Annotated in this window: 10 protein-coding genes and 1 pseudogene; 10 read left to right on the top strand and 1 reads right to left on the bottom strand. The window is 32.3% G+C overall.

From position 1 onward, the window contains the following. The first annotated feature begins 585 nt into the window (after window positions 1-585). The 10 genes and pseudogenes from BK054_RS14260 (at window position 586) to BK054_RS14215 (ending at window position 13463) form a co-directional block, all read left to right on the top strand. Window positions 586-1017: an arginase family protein gene (locus tag BK054_RS14260; protein ID WP_316928373.1), complete on the top strand. Its 432-nt coding sequence runs from the start codon at window positions 586-588 to the stop codon at window positions 1015-1017. A gap of 186 nt (window positions 1018-1203) precedes the next feature. After that, window positions 1204-2271 carry a 3-dehydroquinate synthase gene (gene aroB / locus BK054_RS14255; protein ID WP_006265335.1) on the top strand — a complete coding sequence of 356 codons (1068 nt, stop codon included), beginning with the start codon at window positions 1204-1206 and terminating at the stop codon, window positions 2269-2271. A 374-nt stretch (window positions 2272-2645) separates the two neighbouring features. Beyond that, on the top strand, window positions 2646-4043 hold the full coding sequence (locus BK054_RS14250; protein ID WP_006258807.1) for a decarboxylase: 1398 nt from the start codon (window positions 2646-2648) through the stop codon (window positions 4041-4043). A gap of 39 nt (window positions 4044-4082) precedes the next feature. Next, window positions 4083-5057: a deoxyhypusine synthase family protein gene (locus BK054_RS14245; protein ID WP_006258808.1), complete on the top strand. Its 975-nt coding sequence runs from the start codon at window positions 4083-4085 to the stop codon at window positions 5055-5057. 94 nt (window positions 5058-5151) lie between these two features. Continuing rightward, a pseudogene (locus BK054_RS14240) lies at window positions 5152-5445 on the top strand (hypothetical protein); the annotation flags it as partial. 280 nt (window positions 5446-5725) lie between these two features. Further along, entirely contained in the window at window positions 5726-6820 is a 1095-nt protein-coding gene (gene ychF, locus BK054_RS14235; protein WP_006265334.1) for a redox-regulated ATPase YchF, read from the top strand. Between the two features lie 228 nt (window positions 6821-7048). Further along, window positions 7049-7969: a YihY/virulence factor BrkB family protein gene (locus BK054_RS14230; RefSeq protein ID WP_006265333.1), complete on the top strand. Its 921-nt coding sequence runs from the start codon at window positions 7049-7051 to the stop codon at window positions 7967-7969. 76 nt (window positions 7970-8045) lie between these two features. Then, a complete protein-coding gene (locus BK054_RS14225; protein ID WP_006265332.1) occupies window positions 8046-9896 on the top strand; it encodes a DNA topoisomerase IV subunit B in 1851 nt (616 codons plus the stop codon). A gap of 4 nt (window positions 9897-9900) precedes the next feature. Further along, window positions 9901-12543, top strand: coding sequence for a DNA gyrase/topoisomerase IV subunit A (locus BK054_RS14220; protein WP_071307389.1), 2643 nt, complete (start codon window positions 9901-9903; stop codon window positions 12541-12543). An 11-nt stretch (window positions 12544-12554) separates the two neighbouring features. Beyond that, the gene (locus BK054_RS14215) at window positions 12555-13463 is read left to right on the top strand and encodes a phospholipase A (protein WP_006261245.1); all 909 of its coding nucleotides are present in this window, start codon (window positions 12555-12557) and stop codon (window positions 13461-13463) included. 36 nt (window positions 13464-13499) lie between these two features. Here the strand turns inward: BK054_RS14215 and BK054_RS14210 are convergent, their stop codons facing one another. Continuing rightward, window positions 13500-14366 carry a transporter gene (locus BK054_RS14210; protein WP_071307388.1) on the bottom strand — a complete coding sequence of 289 codons (867 nt, stop codon included), beginning with the start codon at window positions 14364-14366 and terminating at the stop codon, window positions 13500-13502. Between the last annotated feature and the right edge of the window lie 219 nt (window positions 14367-14585).

The raw sequence follows: 14585 nt of genomic DNA, 5'->3' as shown, positions 1-14585 counted from the left end.
GAATCTCTAAAAAATCAAACATATTTATCAATAAAGATCCAAGGAAGCCTACATATTAGTTTTAATTAGGTATGCCTAGTAAAATTAATAGGCCATAATTATCTCATTATGAGAATATTGCAACCACTATAAATTCTAAAAACAGGACAAATCACAGTTGTTAAAAATATTAACATTTAGACTTTTTTTAGCGTATCTAAGCACGTGGTAAAGCTAGTGACAGCAAGGCTTTCGGGAAGGTTGTTTGGACGTTGTTCGGAAGTTCTTTGCAAAGTGTTCGGAAAAAGGGGGTGTTTTCCGAACACCTTCCGAACAAACCACAACGGAGACCGCATGAATACTCGATTCGCAGTGAATTTACGATGTTAAAAAACTTGTTAAAATTTTAAAGTTGAGATTTTGAAAGCTGTGATTTGTGCTTTCTTTTTGGTGAGATGTACCAGACTTTGAATAGAAGAATATTCTCAATAATAGCCATTGAGTCAATGCCTTTACTGTAGGCAAAGGTAGTAAAAAAACAGATAGGACAAAAGAGGGTGTAGGAGGTAGAATTGGTATTATACTGGTCATGAACGTCTTACTAATATTCAAAACAACAAACCTTATATTGAAGAAGAATACGTGTTTTGTGTAGGGAATAGAGAGTATGACGAAGAATATGAAAAGCCTATAAAAGAGTCTAAGGCTGTTTACTACCCTTTGTCTAAATTAAGAAGTTATGGAATAAAGAGAGTTGTATCAGATTTTTTGATGCGCGCTGAAGAGTATGATTTAGAGGGATACTTTATTCATTTAGATGTAGATGTCCTAAACGATAAGATAATGCCTGCGGTAGACTGTAGACAAGAAGATGGGTTGAGCTATAGGGAGTTAAAAGAAATACTTATACCTTTGGTTCAGGATAAAAGATGTGTGGGATTGGAGATTGCGATACTTGATCCAGACTTAGATCCTTTAGGTATTTATACTAAAGAGTTTATTGAAAATGTAAGAGATATTATAGGAGTATCTCTATAAGAAAAGGGATTGTTGATTATTGATTAACAAGCACTTTTCTTAATTATATTATACTTAATTTAAAGGCTGTTTTTTTCTTAGAATAGATATTTTAAAATTTGATTAATAGTAATTCGTTAAAAAAGGTTTTTAGCACTCATATTTCAAATATTTATACTTTATTTTGTATAGCATAAATAATATAAAATGGAAAACATAACAACAGAGCATTACGATATTTTATTCGGACAAGAAGGATACGAACATTTAGGTTCATATTTAAATAACAATGGCTATAGTAAGCTTTTTATCTTGACGGATTCTAATTGTTATGAACACTGTTTGCCTTATTTTTTAAGTAACTTGCCTACAGATGTGCCCTTCGAAATAATAGAGGTAGAAGCAGGTGAGGAGAATAAAGTATTAGATACTTGTGCTGGTGTGATCCAGACTATGTTAGAACTAGGAGGAGATCGCAAGAGTATCATTATCACTGTAGGAGGTGGGGTGATTACAGATATGGGAGGTTTTATCGCTTCTATATTTATGCGTGGAATAGACTTTATCAACATTCCTACTTCATTATTAGCCATGGTAGATGCTTCTGTGGGAGGAAAGACAGGAGTGGACTTAAATGGTATCAAGAACTGTATAGGGGCATTCGCTATGCCTAAGATGCTGATCATCGATGTAAATTACTTAGAAACTTTAGAGGCTAGGCAAATTAAGGCTGGATATGCTGAAATGTTAAAGCACGGCTTGATATTTGATGCCAAATATTATGCGTATCTTAAGGATATCGCGAATGTTGATTTTAATGATTTAGAAACGCTTATTCATCATTCAGTAACCATTAAAAATACGGTAGTAACTCAGGATCCAAAAGAACATGGTCTTCGCAAGATTTTAAACTTTGGACATACGGTAGGTCATGCTGTAGAGAGTTACTATCTAATGAATGAAGAGAAAGAGACGTTACTTCATGGAGAAGCTGTTGCACTAGGTATGGTAGCGGAGGCTTATATTTCTAAAGAATTGGGCTATTTAACAGAGGTAGAATATTTAGATATAAAAGAAACAATACACACAATATACGGCGTTGTAGAACTGTCAAGTGAAGACATCGAAAATTCCTTAGAATGGTTGAAGTTTGATAAAAAGAACTACGGTGGTAATATCCGTTGTGTATTATTAGATAAAATAGGCTCTGCTATCTATGATATAGAAGTGAGCAAAGAGTTAGTAGTAAGGGGGTTAGAGGCTTATTTGAATTAAGGTTCAAAAACAATTACTTTTTCCTTTTTCATTCCAATATTTTGTTACATTTGCGGTCGTGAAAATAGATGTTTTATATATTAGATTCTGTGTGTCTGCAAGGCACAAAGTAAGGCGTTTTGTCATCAGACAAAAGGCCAATTATGTATATGGCATTATCAAGTATTCTAAGGAGGCTCTTAATTCGTTTAGATTCAGAGATAAGTTGCCAATAGTATTTGCCAATATTCGAGTTTGAAAATCAATGTAGTTTAATTTTGATTGTTTTTATGAAGACATAACTATCTAGTCCGATAATAATTGACTAATTTAGATGCAAGACAATCAAGTTAATTGAGAAAGAATTTTTTTAACCATTATTAAAAGAAAAAGACATGAACACAAAATATGTTGACTTAATCAACCAAACTTTTTATTTTCCTCAAGAAGAATTCAAATTAAACAAAGATAATCTTCAATTTCACAATATTGATTTAATGGGGTTAGTTGAAAAATACGGAACACCATTAAAATTCACTTACTTACCTAAAATCTCTGAGAACATTAGCAATGTAAAGACTATCTTTAGAAAAGCGATGGAAAAGAATAAGTACAAAGCAAACTATTACTACTGCTACTGTACTAAAAGTTCTCACTTCTCTTATGTACTTAATGAAGCATTCAAGAATGATATCCATGTGGAGACATCTTCTGCTTTTGACGTAAACATTGTAGAGAATTTATTAGAGACTGGTAAGATCAACAAAGATACATTTGTATTATGTAACGGTTTTAAACGTGCACAATACATTGATAATATCGCAAATCTAATCAATAATAAACACGAGAATACTATTCCTATTATTGATAACTATGAGGAGCTTGATCTATTACAAGAACAAATCAACAAGAAGTTTAAAATCGGTATTCGTATTGCTTCTGAAGAATCTCCAAAGTTTGAATTTTATACATCACGTTTAGGAATAGGGTACAAGAGTATCTTACCATTCTACAGAAAACAAATCGCTGAGAATCCTAAGGTAGAGCTTAAGATGCTTCACTTCTTCATCAATACAGGTATTAGAGATACTGCGTATTACTGGAATGAATTAGTAAAATGTTTGAAAGTTTATATCACTTTAAAGAAAGAATGTCCTACATTAGATAGTTTAAATATCGGAGGAGGATTCCCTATTAAAGATTCATTAGCTTTTGAATTTGATTACCAATATATGGTAGACGAAATCATCAATCAAATCAAGATAGTATGTGAGGAAGCTGAAGTGGATGTACCTAATATCTTTACAGAATTTGGTTCGTATACTGTAGGTGAGAGTGGAGGAGCTATCTATGAAATCTTATACCAAAAGCAACAAAATGATAGAGAGAAATGGAATATGATCGACTCATCATTCATTACTACTCTACCAGACTCTTGGGCTATCAATAAACGTTTTATCATGTTACCTATCAATAGATGGAATGATACTTATGAGCGTATATTGTTAGGGGGATTGACTTGTGATAGTGATGATTACTATAACTCAGAGCAAAACTTAAACGCAATCTATTTGCCTAAGTTTAATAAGGAAAAACCTTTGTATATTGGGTTCTTTAATACAGGTGCTTATCAAGATCAGATCGGAGGATTTGGAGGTATTCACCACTGCTTAATTCCACAACCAAAACATATCTTAATCGATAAGGATGAGAATGGAATTATTGCTACAGAGTTATTCTCTGAACAACAGACTGCAGAGCAAGTATTAGATATCTTAGGATATAACAAATAAGAATTAAAAGAAATTATTAATATAAAAAGTAAAAATAAAATGAGTAAAGGACCAATTAGTCAGTTTATTGAGCATAACTATAGACACTTTAACGCTGCTGCGTTAGTGGATGCTGCAAAAGGATATGAAGCACACTTAGACGCTGGAGGAAAAATGTTAATCTCTATGGGTGGTGCGATGAGTACTGCTGAGTTAGGAATTTCTTTAGCAGAGATGATTCGTCAAGATAAAGTACAAATCATTTCTTGTACAGGAGCTAACTTAGAAGAGGACGTGATGAACTTGGTTGCTCACTCTCACTACAAAAGAGTACCAAATTATAGAGATTTGACTCCAGAGCAAGAGAGAGAGTTATTAGATAACCACTATAACCGTGTAACTGACACTTGTATTCCAGAAGAGGAAGCATTCCGTCGTTTACAAAAACACTTAGAAGACGTATGGCATGCAGCTGAAGCTGAAGGAAAACGTTATTTCCCACACGAATTCTTATACCAAATCGTTAACTCAGGTGTATTAGAGCAATACTACGAAATCGACCCTAAAGATTCTTGGATTGTTGCAGCAGCAGAGAAGAATATTCCAATCGTATGTCCAGGATGGGAAGATTCAACTTGTGGTAACATCTTTACTTCAAACGTAATCAAAGGAAAATTAAATGTACACACTGTAAAAACAGGTATCGAGTACATGATCTACTTAACAGAGTGGTATAGAGCTAACTCAGGAGGACACGGAGTAGGATTCTTCCAAATCGGAGGAGGTATCTCTGGAGATTTCCCTATCTGTGTAGTTCCAATGATGTACCAAGACTTAGAGTGGGAAGATGTACCTTTCTGGTCATACTTCTGCCAAATCTCTGATTCTACTACATCTTACGGATCATATTCAGGAGCAGTTCCTAACGAAAAAATTACATGGGGTAAATTAGATATCGACACACCTAAGTTCATTGTTGAGTCAGATGCTACGATTGTTGCGCCATTAATTTTTGCATATATTCTTGGTAATTAATTTTTAATTTTTCGCAGTAAATAAATGTGATATTTTATTTGTAGTTTACAATTTAGCTATTACATTTGAAACTGAAATAAAGCAAGAACAAAGAATGAAAAGAGTAATTGTTGATTACGCAAAGTTAACGAACGAAATTTTGACATTATTGGTTGAAAAATTTCCTGACGGGTATGATGATGCAGACATTATACGTTTTAAAAACGTAAAGAACGAAACTGTAGAAGCAGTGGAAGTTAGAACTGAGGATACTATATACCTGGTAAAAGTAAGTACTAAGTTAGCAGATAGAATTGAAAACTTCGATGAGGATGAAGAGGATTTCGTAGAAGCTCCAGAAGATTCATTAGATGCACTAAAAGACTTAGAAATTGCTGACGATGAAGATTAACAAAATAATCTAAATATAGAAAAGCCACTCCTAGCGAGTGGCTTTTTTATTGTAATATATTTACTTTTCAATCTAGCTTAATAAACATCAATAATCTATGATCTAAAAGATGTTTTTTGTTTATGATTATCTAAAGCTTTCTATTCTTATAACTTTTATTATTCTAGATATGCTGTATTTGGTTTTTAATTTTATGTAAACTTCCTTAAAGACTATGAACTTCTATAATTTTCAATATATTTGCAAACGATTAAAAATTCACAATATATTTTAAAATATGAAAGCAGGTATAGTAGGATTGCCAAATGTAGGTAAATCAACATTATTCAATTGTTTATCTAATGCAAAGGCGCAGAGTGCTAACTTCCCATTTTGTACAATAGAACCGAATATTGGGGTTGTGAATGTACCAGATCCAAGATTGTCTAAATTAGAAGAGTTAGTAGTACCAGAGCGTGTATTACCTGCTACTGTTGAGATTGTAGATATTGCTGGGTTAGTAAAAGGAGCAAGTAAAGGAGAAGGTTTAGGAAACCAATTCTTAGGAAATATTAGAGAGTGTAATGCTATTATTCACGTTTTACGTTGTTTTGACAATGATAATATCATTCACGTAGATGGGAATGTAAATCCTATCAGAGATAAAGAAACTATCGATATCGAATTACAGTTAAAAGACCTTGAAACTGTAGAGAAGAGATTAGAGAAAGTAAAAAAAGCAGCTAAGACTGGAAATAAAGAAGCTCAAGTAGAAGCTGATTTATTAGAAAGAATTAGAGTAACGCTATTAGAAGGTAAATCTGCTCGTGTAGTAGAGCCTAAAAATGTAGATGAGGAAGAGTTATTAGAAGACTTCCAATTAATCACTACAAAACCTGTATTATACGTATGTAATGTAGATGAGGGAGCTGCTGTATCAGGAAATGATTATGTAGTAAAAGTAAAAGAGCTAGTAAAAGACGAAAACGCAGAAGTAATCGTATTAGCTGTAGGAACTGAGGCTGACATTATGGAACTAGAGACTTTCGAAGAAAGACAAATGTTCTTAGAAGACTTGGGATTAGACGAGCCAGGTGTATCTAAATTAATTCGTTCAGCTTATAAATTATTAAACTTACAAACATACTTCACAGCTGGAGTAAAAGAAGTAAGAGCTTGGACTATTAAAGTAGGTGATACTGCTCCTAAAGCAGCTGGAGTAATCCACAGTGACTTCGAAAAAGGATTTATCCGTGCAGAAGTAATAGGATATGATGATTATGTAACTTATGGTTCTGAAGCTAAAGTAAAAGAAGCTGGAAAACTAAGAGTAGAAGGAAAAGAATATATCGTAAAGGATGGAGATGTAATGCATTTCCGTTTTAACGTGTAATCTATCAAATAGGAAAGAAAAAAGAGAAGCTAATTAGCTTCTCTTTTTTTTGCTAATATTTTTAGTAAAAGTAAATTAGGAATTGTTAAAATTTTATAGAATTTTGTAGTAGCAATAAGGTAATTAGTCTTATTGTTACATTTGACTTTAAAATCAGTGGTTTAGAAGTTAAATAGTCTTTAAGTTTAAAAAATATTAGTATCTTAATCTATTAATAATAGTCTAACTATGCAGAATAGTGGTTTTAAAAAAGTAATCTTATTGTTTAAACAATCCGTATTTGACTTCTTAGATGATAATGCTATGAAGTTTAGTGCAGCATTGTCTTATTATACCATTTTTGCTTTACCTCCCTTAATGTTATTGATTATATCTGCTAGTGGATTTATTTTTGAGGAACAAGAGGTAGCTAACTTCTTTTATGATCAATTAAGAGATCTAGTAGGGCCAAATACAACTACTGAGATACAGAATGCGATGAGCAATGTGCAGTTAAATAGAAAAAGTGGTTATATCACTACTATTATTGGTGTAGGTATTTTATTATTTAGTGCTTCAGGGGTTTTTGCAGAGATACAGAGCTCTATAAACTATATCTGGGGCTTAGCAGCCAAACCTGACAAAAGTATCGCTAGATTGGTTAAAAACAGGTTGCTTTCTTTCGCTATGATAGGATCTGTTGGATTTGTCTTATTAGTGAGTCTAATGATCAATTCAATTGTAAGTCTTCTGTATAGTTATTTAGGTAATTTCTTTGGCGAAGAGACACTTAGTTTAGTAAAATTACTTAATAATGCGGTGGTCTTTTTAATAATAACTATTCTATTTGTGCTTATCTTCATGACTTTACCTAATGGTAAGTTGAGATGGAAAGATGCCTTTATAGGAGCAGGTTTTACAGCTGTATTATTTATGATAGGGAAGTTCGGAATAGGTTGGTATTTAGGTAATACGGCCTCATCATCACTTTATGGAGCAGCTGGTTCTGTGACAGTTATGTTGATATGGGTATACTATTCGGCGATGATCCTCTATTTCGGTGCTGAGTTTACAAAAAATTATGCTATCTTATATGGCAGAAAAATAGTACCAGGGCCTTATTCCATTGAGATAGAGAAGAATGTTATCAAAAAGTCATCAGAGGATTAAATCCTAAAAAACTGTTATTTCACAATTTTTATTTTAAGCTAATTAGTAGTAAATTAGCGCAAATTCCTACGTTTTTATGCAAGATCAAAATCAATATACCGAAGATAATATTCGTTCGTTAGACTGGAAGGAACATATTCGTATGCGTCCTGGTATGTATATCGGAAAATTAGGAGATGGTTCTTCTCCTGACGATGGTATCTACATTCTAATTAAAGAGGTTATAGACAACAGTATAGATGAATTCGTGATGGGGACAGGTAAGACTATTGAGGTTACACTCAAAGATAAGCTTGTCACTGTACGTGATTACGGACGTGGTATTCCCTTAGGTAAAGTAGTAGATGTAGTATCTAAAATGAACACTGGGGGTAAATACGATTCTAAGGCATTCAAGAAATCAGTAGGTCTAAACGGGGTGGGTACCAAAGCAGTAAATGCTTTATCTAACTACTTCCGCGTAGAGTCTGTACGTGATGGACAATTAAAAGGGGCTGAATTCTCTGCAGGAGATTTAGTAACAGAAGAGGAATTAGTAGAAACTACTAGACGTAAGGGAACTAAAGTATCTTTCGTAGCTGATGAAGCAATCTTTAAGAACTATAAATACCGTAAGGAGTATATAGAGCGTATGCTAAAGAACTACTGTTACCTTAATAAAGGATTGACAGTAATGTTTAATGGCGAAAAATTCTTTTCTGAGAATGGACTTAAGGATCTTCTTTTAGAAAATATTACGGAAGAAGATCAAGTGTATCCAATCATTCACTTATCAGGTGATGATATCGAGGTAGCATTAACGCATAGTAAAAGCCAATATTCTGAGGAATACTACTCTTTCGTAAACGGGCAGAATACTACTCAAGGGGGGACTCACTTAGCCGCATTTAGAGAAGCGTTAGTAAGAACACTTAAAGAGTTTTATAATAAAAACTTCGATGCTTCTGATATTAGAAAGTCTATTGTAGCCGCAGTAGCTGTAAAAGTAGAAGAGCCTGTATTTGAATCTCAAACGAAGACAAAGCTTGGATCTACTGATATGGGACCAGATCTACCTACGGTACGTACTTTTGTCAATGATTTTGTGAAGACACAGTTAGATAACTATTTACATAAGAATCCTGATATCGCTGATGCGCTATTAAAGAAAATACTACAAGCAGAAAAAGAGCGCAAAGAGTTATCTGGAATTAGAAAGATAGCTAAAGAACGCGCTAAAAAAGCTAGTTTACACAATAGAAAACTAAGAGACTGTAGAGTACACTTAACAGATATAAAGAATCCATTGTATTTAGACAGTACTTTGTTTATTACAGAGGGAGACTCTGCTTCTGGTTCTATTACCAAATCAAGAAATGTTAATACACAAGCTGTATTTAGTTTAAGAGGTAAGCCTCTGAACTCTTATGGAATGACGAAGAAAATCGTGTATGAGAATGAAGAGTTTAACTTACTACAGGCAGCATTAGATATAGAAGATGACTTTGAGAACTTAAGATATAACAATATCGTGATAGCTACTGATGCCGATGTGGATGGTATGCATATTCGATTGTTATTAATTACTTTCTTTTTACAGTTCTTCCCAGAATTAATTAAAGAAGGGCATTTATACATCTTGCAGACACCTTTATTTAGGGTGAGAAATAAGAAAGAAACTATTTACTGTTATAGTGAAGAAGAACGTATAAACGCTATTGAGAAATTAAAACCTAAACCAGAGATTACTCGATTCAAAGGGTTAGGAGAGATTTCTCCTGATGAATTTCAGTATTTTATAGGGGAAGATATACGATTAGATCCTGTAATGTTAGATAAGTCAATGTCTATAGATAAAATGTTAGAGTTCTATATGGGTAAAAATACTCCAGATAGACAAGAATTTATCATAGATAATCTTAAAGTAGAACTTGATGTTGTAGAATAATATTATGAGCCAAGAAGAGAATTTAGATCAAGAGTTAAACAATATAAATAATGAGCATCCTATAGAAGATTTTTCTGATGTTCAAGAAGAAGTAACGGAGACTATCACTAAGGTAACTGGTATGTACAAGGATTGGTTCCTTGACTATGCTTCTTATGTTATCTTAGAACGTGCTGTACCTGCTATAGAAGATGGTTTTAAACCTGTTCAGAGACGTATTATGCACTCTATGAAAGAGTTGGATGATGGTCGTTATAACAAGGTAGCTAATATCGTAGGACATACTATGCAGTATCACCCTCACGGTGACGCGAGTATTGGTGATGCCTTGGTTCAGATAGGACAGAAGGATCTTCTTATTGATATGCAAGGTAACTGGGGTAATATCCTAACAGGGGATGGTGCGGCAGCTTCTCGTTATATTGAGGCACGTTTGAGCAAGTTCGCTTTAGAGGTATTATATTCTCCTAAAATAACAAACTGGCAGGCATCATACGATGGTAGAAAGAATGAACCTATTAATCTACCTGTAAAATTCCCTTTATTATTGGCTCAAGGAGGTGAAGGTATTGCAGTAGGTCTATCTACAAAAATACTACCACACAACTTTAATGAGTTGATAGATGCATCTATTAAAATCTTAAAAGGAAAACCTTTTACTATTTACCCAGATTTCCCAACAGAAGGAATTGCTGATGTGTCTAATTATAATGATGGTGCTCGTGGAGGGCGTGTTCGTGTACGTGCTAAAATAGCACCCTTAGATAAGAATACTTTAATTATTACGGAGATTCCTTTTTCTACTACTACTACCAGCTTAATAGATAGTATTTTAAAAGCGAATGAGAAGGGTAAAATTAAGATTAAGAAAATAGAAGACAATACTGCGGCACAAGTTGAAATATTAATTCACTTACCTGCAGGAACTTCACCAGATAAAACAATAGATGCTTTATATGCTTTTACAGCATGTGAGACATCTATAGCACCATTAGGTTGTGTTATCCAGAATAATAAACCTCTGTTTACAGGAGTTTCGGAGATGCTTAAGAATTCTACTCATCAGACAGTAGAATTATTGAGAAGAGAATTAGAAATAGAGCTTAATGAATTAGAAGAGAAGTGGCACTTCCTTTCTCTTGAAAGAATCTTTATTGAGAATCGTATTTACCGTGCGATTGAGGAAGAAGAAACTTGGGAAGGAGTATTAACAGCTATTGATGAAGGATTAAAGCCTTTTGTTGTTAACCTTAAACGTGCTATTACTCAAGAAGATATCATTAGATTAACAGAGATACGTATTAAGCGTATTTCTCGTTTTGATATTGATAAAGCAAATCAAAATATCGAAGCTCTTGAAGGTGAAATAGAAGCTGTAAAATACAATTTAGAACACTTAATAGATTTCGCTATAAAATACTTTACTACTCTTAAAGAGAAATATGGTAAAGGTAAAGAGCGTCTTACAGAATTAAGAAGCTTTGATACCATTGAGGCAACTAAGGTAGTTCTTAGAAATACTAAACTTTATGTAAATAGAGAGGAAGGTTTCTTTGGTACTGGTCTTCGAAAAGATGAGTATGTATGTGACTGTTCTGATATAGATGATGTTATTGTATTCTTAAGAGACGGTTCTATGATGGTATCTCGAGTAGACGAGAAGAAATTCGTTGGAAAGGATATTATACACATCGCTGTTTGGGATAAAAACGATAAGCGTACTATCTATAATTTGATTTATAGAGATGGTAAGTCAGGATCTTCTTATATCAAACGTTTTAATGTAACAGGAGTAACTCGTGACAAGATGTATCCTCTGACACAAGATAAACCTGGTTCACAAGTACTTTATTTCTCTGCAAATCCCAATGGAGAAGCAGAAGTAGTTACTATCTTATTAAGACAGTTGACTAATGTTAAAAAGCTTAAGTTTGATTTAGACTTTGCAGAATTATTAATTAAAGGAAGAGCTGCAAAAGGTAACGTGGTTACTAAATATGCAATTAAAAAGATAGAATTAAAAGAGAAAGGTATATCTACGTTACGTCCTCGCAAAATATGGTTTGATGAAACTGTTAAAAGATTAAATGTAGATGGTAGAGGAGAGTTACTAGGTGAATTTAAGCCTGAAGACCGTTTATTGATTATAAATCAGAGTGGTAAAGTAAAAACTATTGTTCCTGAACTAACAACTCACTTTGAGGAAGATATGATAGTTCTTGAAAAATGGAAAGAAAACAAACCTATTTCTGCTTTATATTTTGATGGGGAAAAAGCTCGTTACTACTTAAAACGCTTTATTATTGAAAACGAAAATAGAGAAGAGTTATTTATTACAGAACACCCTAATTCAAGATTAGAAATAATATCAACTGATTTTAGACCTGTGTTTGAAGTTGTATTCTCTAAAGTAAAAGGAATACAAAAAGAAATCCAAACAATTGATGTAGAGCAATTTATAACTATTAAAGGAATAAAAGCTTTAGGTAATCAAGTGTCTATAGATAAGATAAAACAAGTTAATATCTTAGAATCCTTGCCTTATGTAGAAGAAGAGGAAGAAGAAGAGGAGGAGGAGGAAATTATTTTGGGAGAAGGTCCAAATACTGAAGTAGATGATGATGGACAACAAACATTACTTTTTTAAATAATTTTCTTATGAATTATAAAATTATTATAGCTAGTTTATGCTTCCTTCAGGTAGGATTTGCTCAAGAAAGTGAAGATCTTTTATTTGAAAAAGATAGAAGAGTCAAAGGGATTAGTGAGAGATGGGAGTTAGATCCTGAGACTAAAAATAAAACATTTACTATCACTCCTTATAAGCAGATGTATTTATTACCTGCTAGATGGTCTAGTCGTCCTAATGAAATGCCTACTAGTTTTAATAGTAATAATTCAGCTACAGAGCCAATAGATTATAACAAAACAGAGATAAGATTTCAGATCAGCTTTAAGACTAAAATCGCTACTGGTTTAATTTTAGGAAAGGGAGATATTTGGTTAGGTTTTACCCAAACAGCTAATTGGCAAGCTTATAATGATAAAGAATCGAGACCTTTTAGAGAGTTAAACTATGAACCTGAGATTATATTTAACTATCCTTTAAATTACGCTATTAACGAGTTTAAGTTTAAAATGGTAGGTGTTGGCTTTAATCATCAATCTAATGGTAAGAGTTTGCCTTATTCTAGAAGTTGGAATAGAATCACGATGCATGTAGCTGCTGAATACAAGAACTGGACTTTTCTTGCTAAACCATGGATTAGATTACCAGAAAAAAGAAAGTCAGATGATAATCCAAGAATATCTGATTATATAGGAAGAGCTGAGTTCACTATAGGCTATAGAGAAAAGAATGGACAGCTTTTTACTTTAATGCTTAGAAATAATTTAAAATTTAATAATCATTATAAGAGCTTTGCTGAGTTTACTTGGGCATATCCAATAAAGAATAATCTAAAAGCCTTTTTAGTTGTTAATAGAGGATATGGAGAAACAATGATAGATTATAATTGGAAACAAACCAATATAGGATTAGGGATTTCCCTTATTGAATGGTTATAAAAAAGGAGGAAAACAGTTAACTGTTTTCCTCCTTTTTTAGTTGAGCTGACTATAAATCAGTAATGCTATTGAAACAACAGCTAATGATAGCCCAATAATATTAAGCTTAGATAACTTTTCTTTAAAACAAAAATAACCTATAAGCGTACCTAAAAGAATAACTCCATAATTCATTCCTGCAAAGACTACAGTCGGATTATCAGAAAAAGCTTTATGTGCATTTAAGTAGAAATAGATATTCATAAAGTTTAGCAAACCTACTAAGCTTCCAAATAGTAAAGTCCTTGTACTTACTTTAAAATTAATTCTTTTAATAAGTAAGTAAGCACTATAAGAAATTAAAGAAAGAATTAGAGAACAAGAAAATATGTAAAATAGAGTAGAAGTGTAGGGTATTGAACTATATAAGGCGACTTGCTTAAAACATACATCTATTACTCCAAAACCAATAAAAACAAAAAGTAAATAAAAATAATTGTTTTTGCTCTTTACTTCATTATTATCGTTTTTATTTAAGATGAAACCTATAGAAATAAACCCTATTAATAAGGCAAGATATTTTAAATTAGAAATATTTTCTTTAAAAATAAATACAGATGCTAATATTGGAATAAATAGGGACATTCTTTGAGCAATATCCGTTTTAATAATACCTGTATTTTTAATACTAAAATATTGTACTAGAAATATAGTTGGCAACAAAATTCCCAAGCCCACAATAAGAAATATTGGAAATTCAATAATAGATACAGTTGAGGGTTTAAAAATGAAGAATGATAGAAGTACTGTAGTAATATAGTTTAAGATAATTATCTGAAATATATTAGTTTTTTCTTTTTTTAAAAGCTTAAACAGAACTCCAACAGAAATACTACTTAAAATACTAAGTATAAGATAGAGCATTAGATGTAATTTATAATTGATACAAATATACTTTATAATAACTTAGAATAGGAAGTAGTATTAACATTAAAATAATCTATTTTACATAATAGGTATTATACAAATACAGTATCTAATATAGATATAACTAATAGCTAAGTATATCTAATTGTTCTTACATTGTTTAAAATTTATTAATTTTGTACAAAATATTATATTATATTTAATATTTTAAGTTTT

The sequence above is a fragment of the Myroides sp. ZB35 genome (assembly GCF_001865835.1).
Taxonomy (GTDB): domain Bacteria; phylum Bacteroidota; class Bacteroidia; order Flavobacteriales; family Flavobacteriaceae; genus Flavobacterium; species Flavobacterium odoratimimum.
The sequence above is the reverse complement of the archived record's forward strand: the minus strand, read 5'-3'. Positions and strand labels throughout refer to the sequence as shown.

Excerpts from the sequence above, each read along its gene's own strand:
- aroB (WP_006265335.1), top strand. The coding sequence starts at position 1,204 with ATGGAAAACATAACAACAGAGCATTACGATATTTTATTCGGACAAGAA.
- BK054_RS14215 (WP_006261245.1), top strand. The coding sequence starts at position 12,555 with ATGAATTATAAAATTATTATAGCTAGTTTATGCTTCCTTCAGGTAGGA.
- BK054_RS14230 (WP_006265333.1), top strand. The coding sequence starts at position 7,049 with ATGCAGAATAGTGGTTTTAAAAAAGTAATCTTATTGTTTAAACAATCC.
- BK054_RS14250 (WP_006258807.1), top strand. The coding sequence starts at position 2,646 with ATGAACACAAAATATGTTGACTTAATCAACCAAACTTTTTATTTTCCT.
- BK054_RS14225 (WP_006265332.1), top strand. The coding sequence starts at position 8,046 with ATGCAAGATCAAAATCAATATACCGAAGATAATATTCGTTCGTTAGAC.
- BK054_RS14220 (WP_071307389.1), top strand. The coding sequence starts at position 9,901 with ATGAGCCAAGAAGAGAATTTAGATCAAGAGTTAAACAATATAAATAAT.
- BK054_RS14245 (WP_006258808.1), top strand. The coding sequence starts at position 4,083 with ATGAGTAAAGGACCAATTAGTCAGTTTATTGAGCATAACTATAGACAC.
- BK054_RS14210 (WP_071307388.1), bottom strand. The coding sequence starts at position 14,366 with ATGCTCTATCTTATACTTAGTATTTTAAGTAGTATTTCTGTTGGAGTT.
- ychF (WP_006265334.1), top strand. The coding sequence starts at position 5,726 with ATGAAAGCAGGTATAGTAGGATTGCCAAATGTAGGTAAATCAACATTA.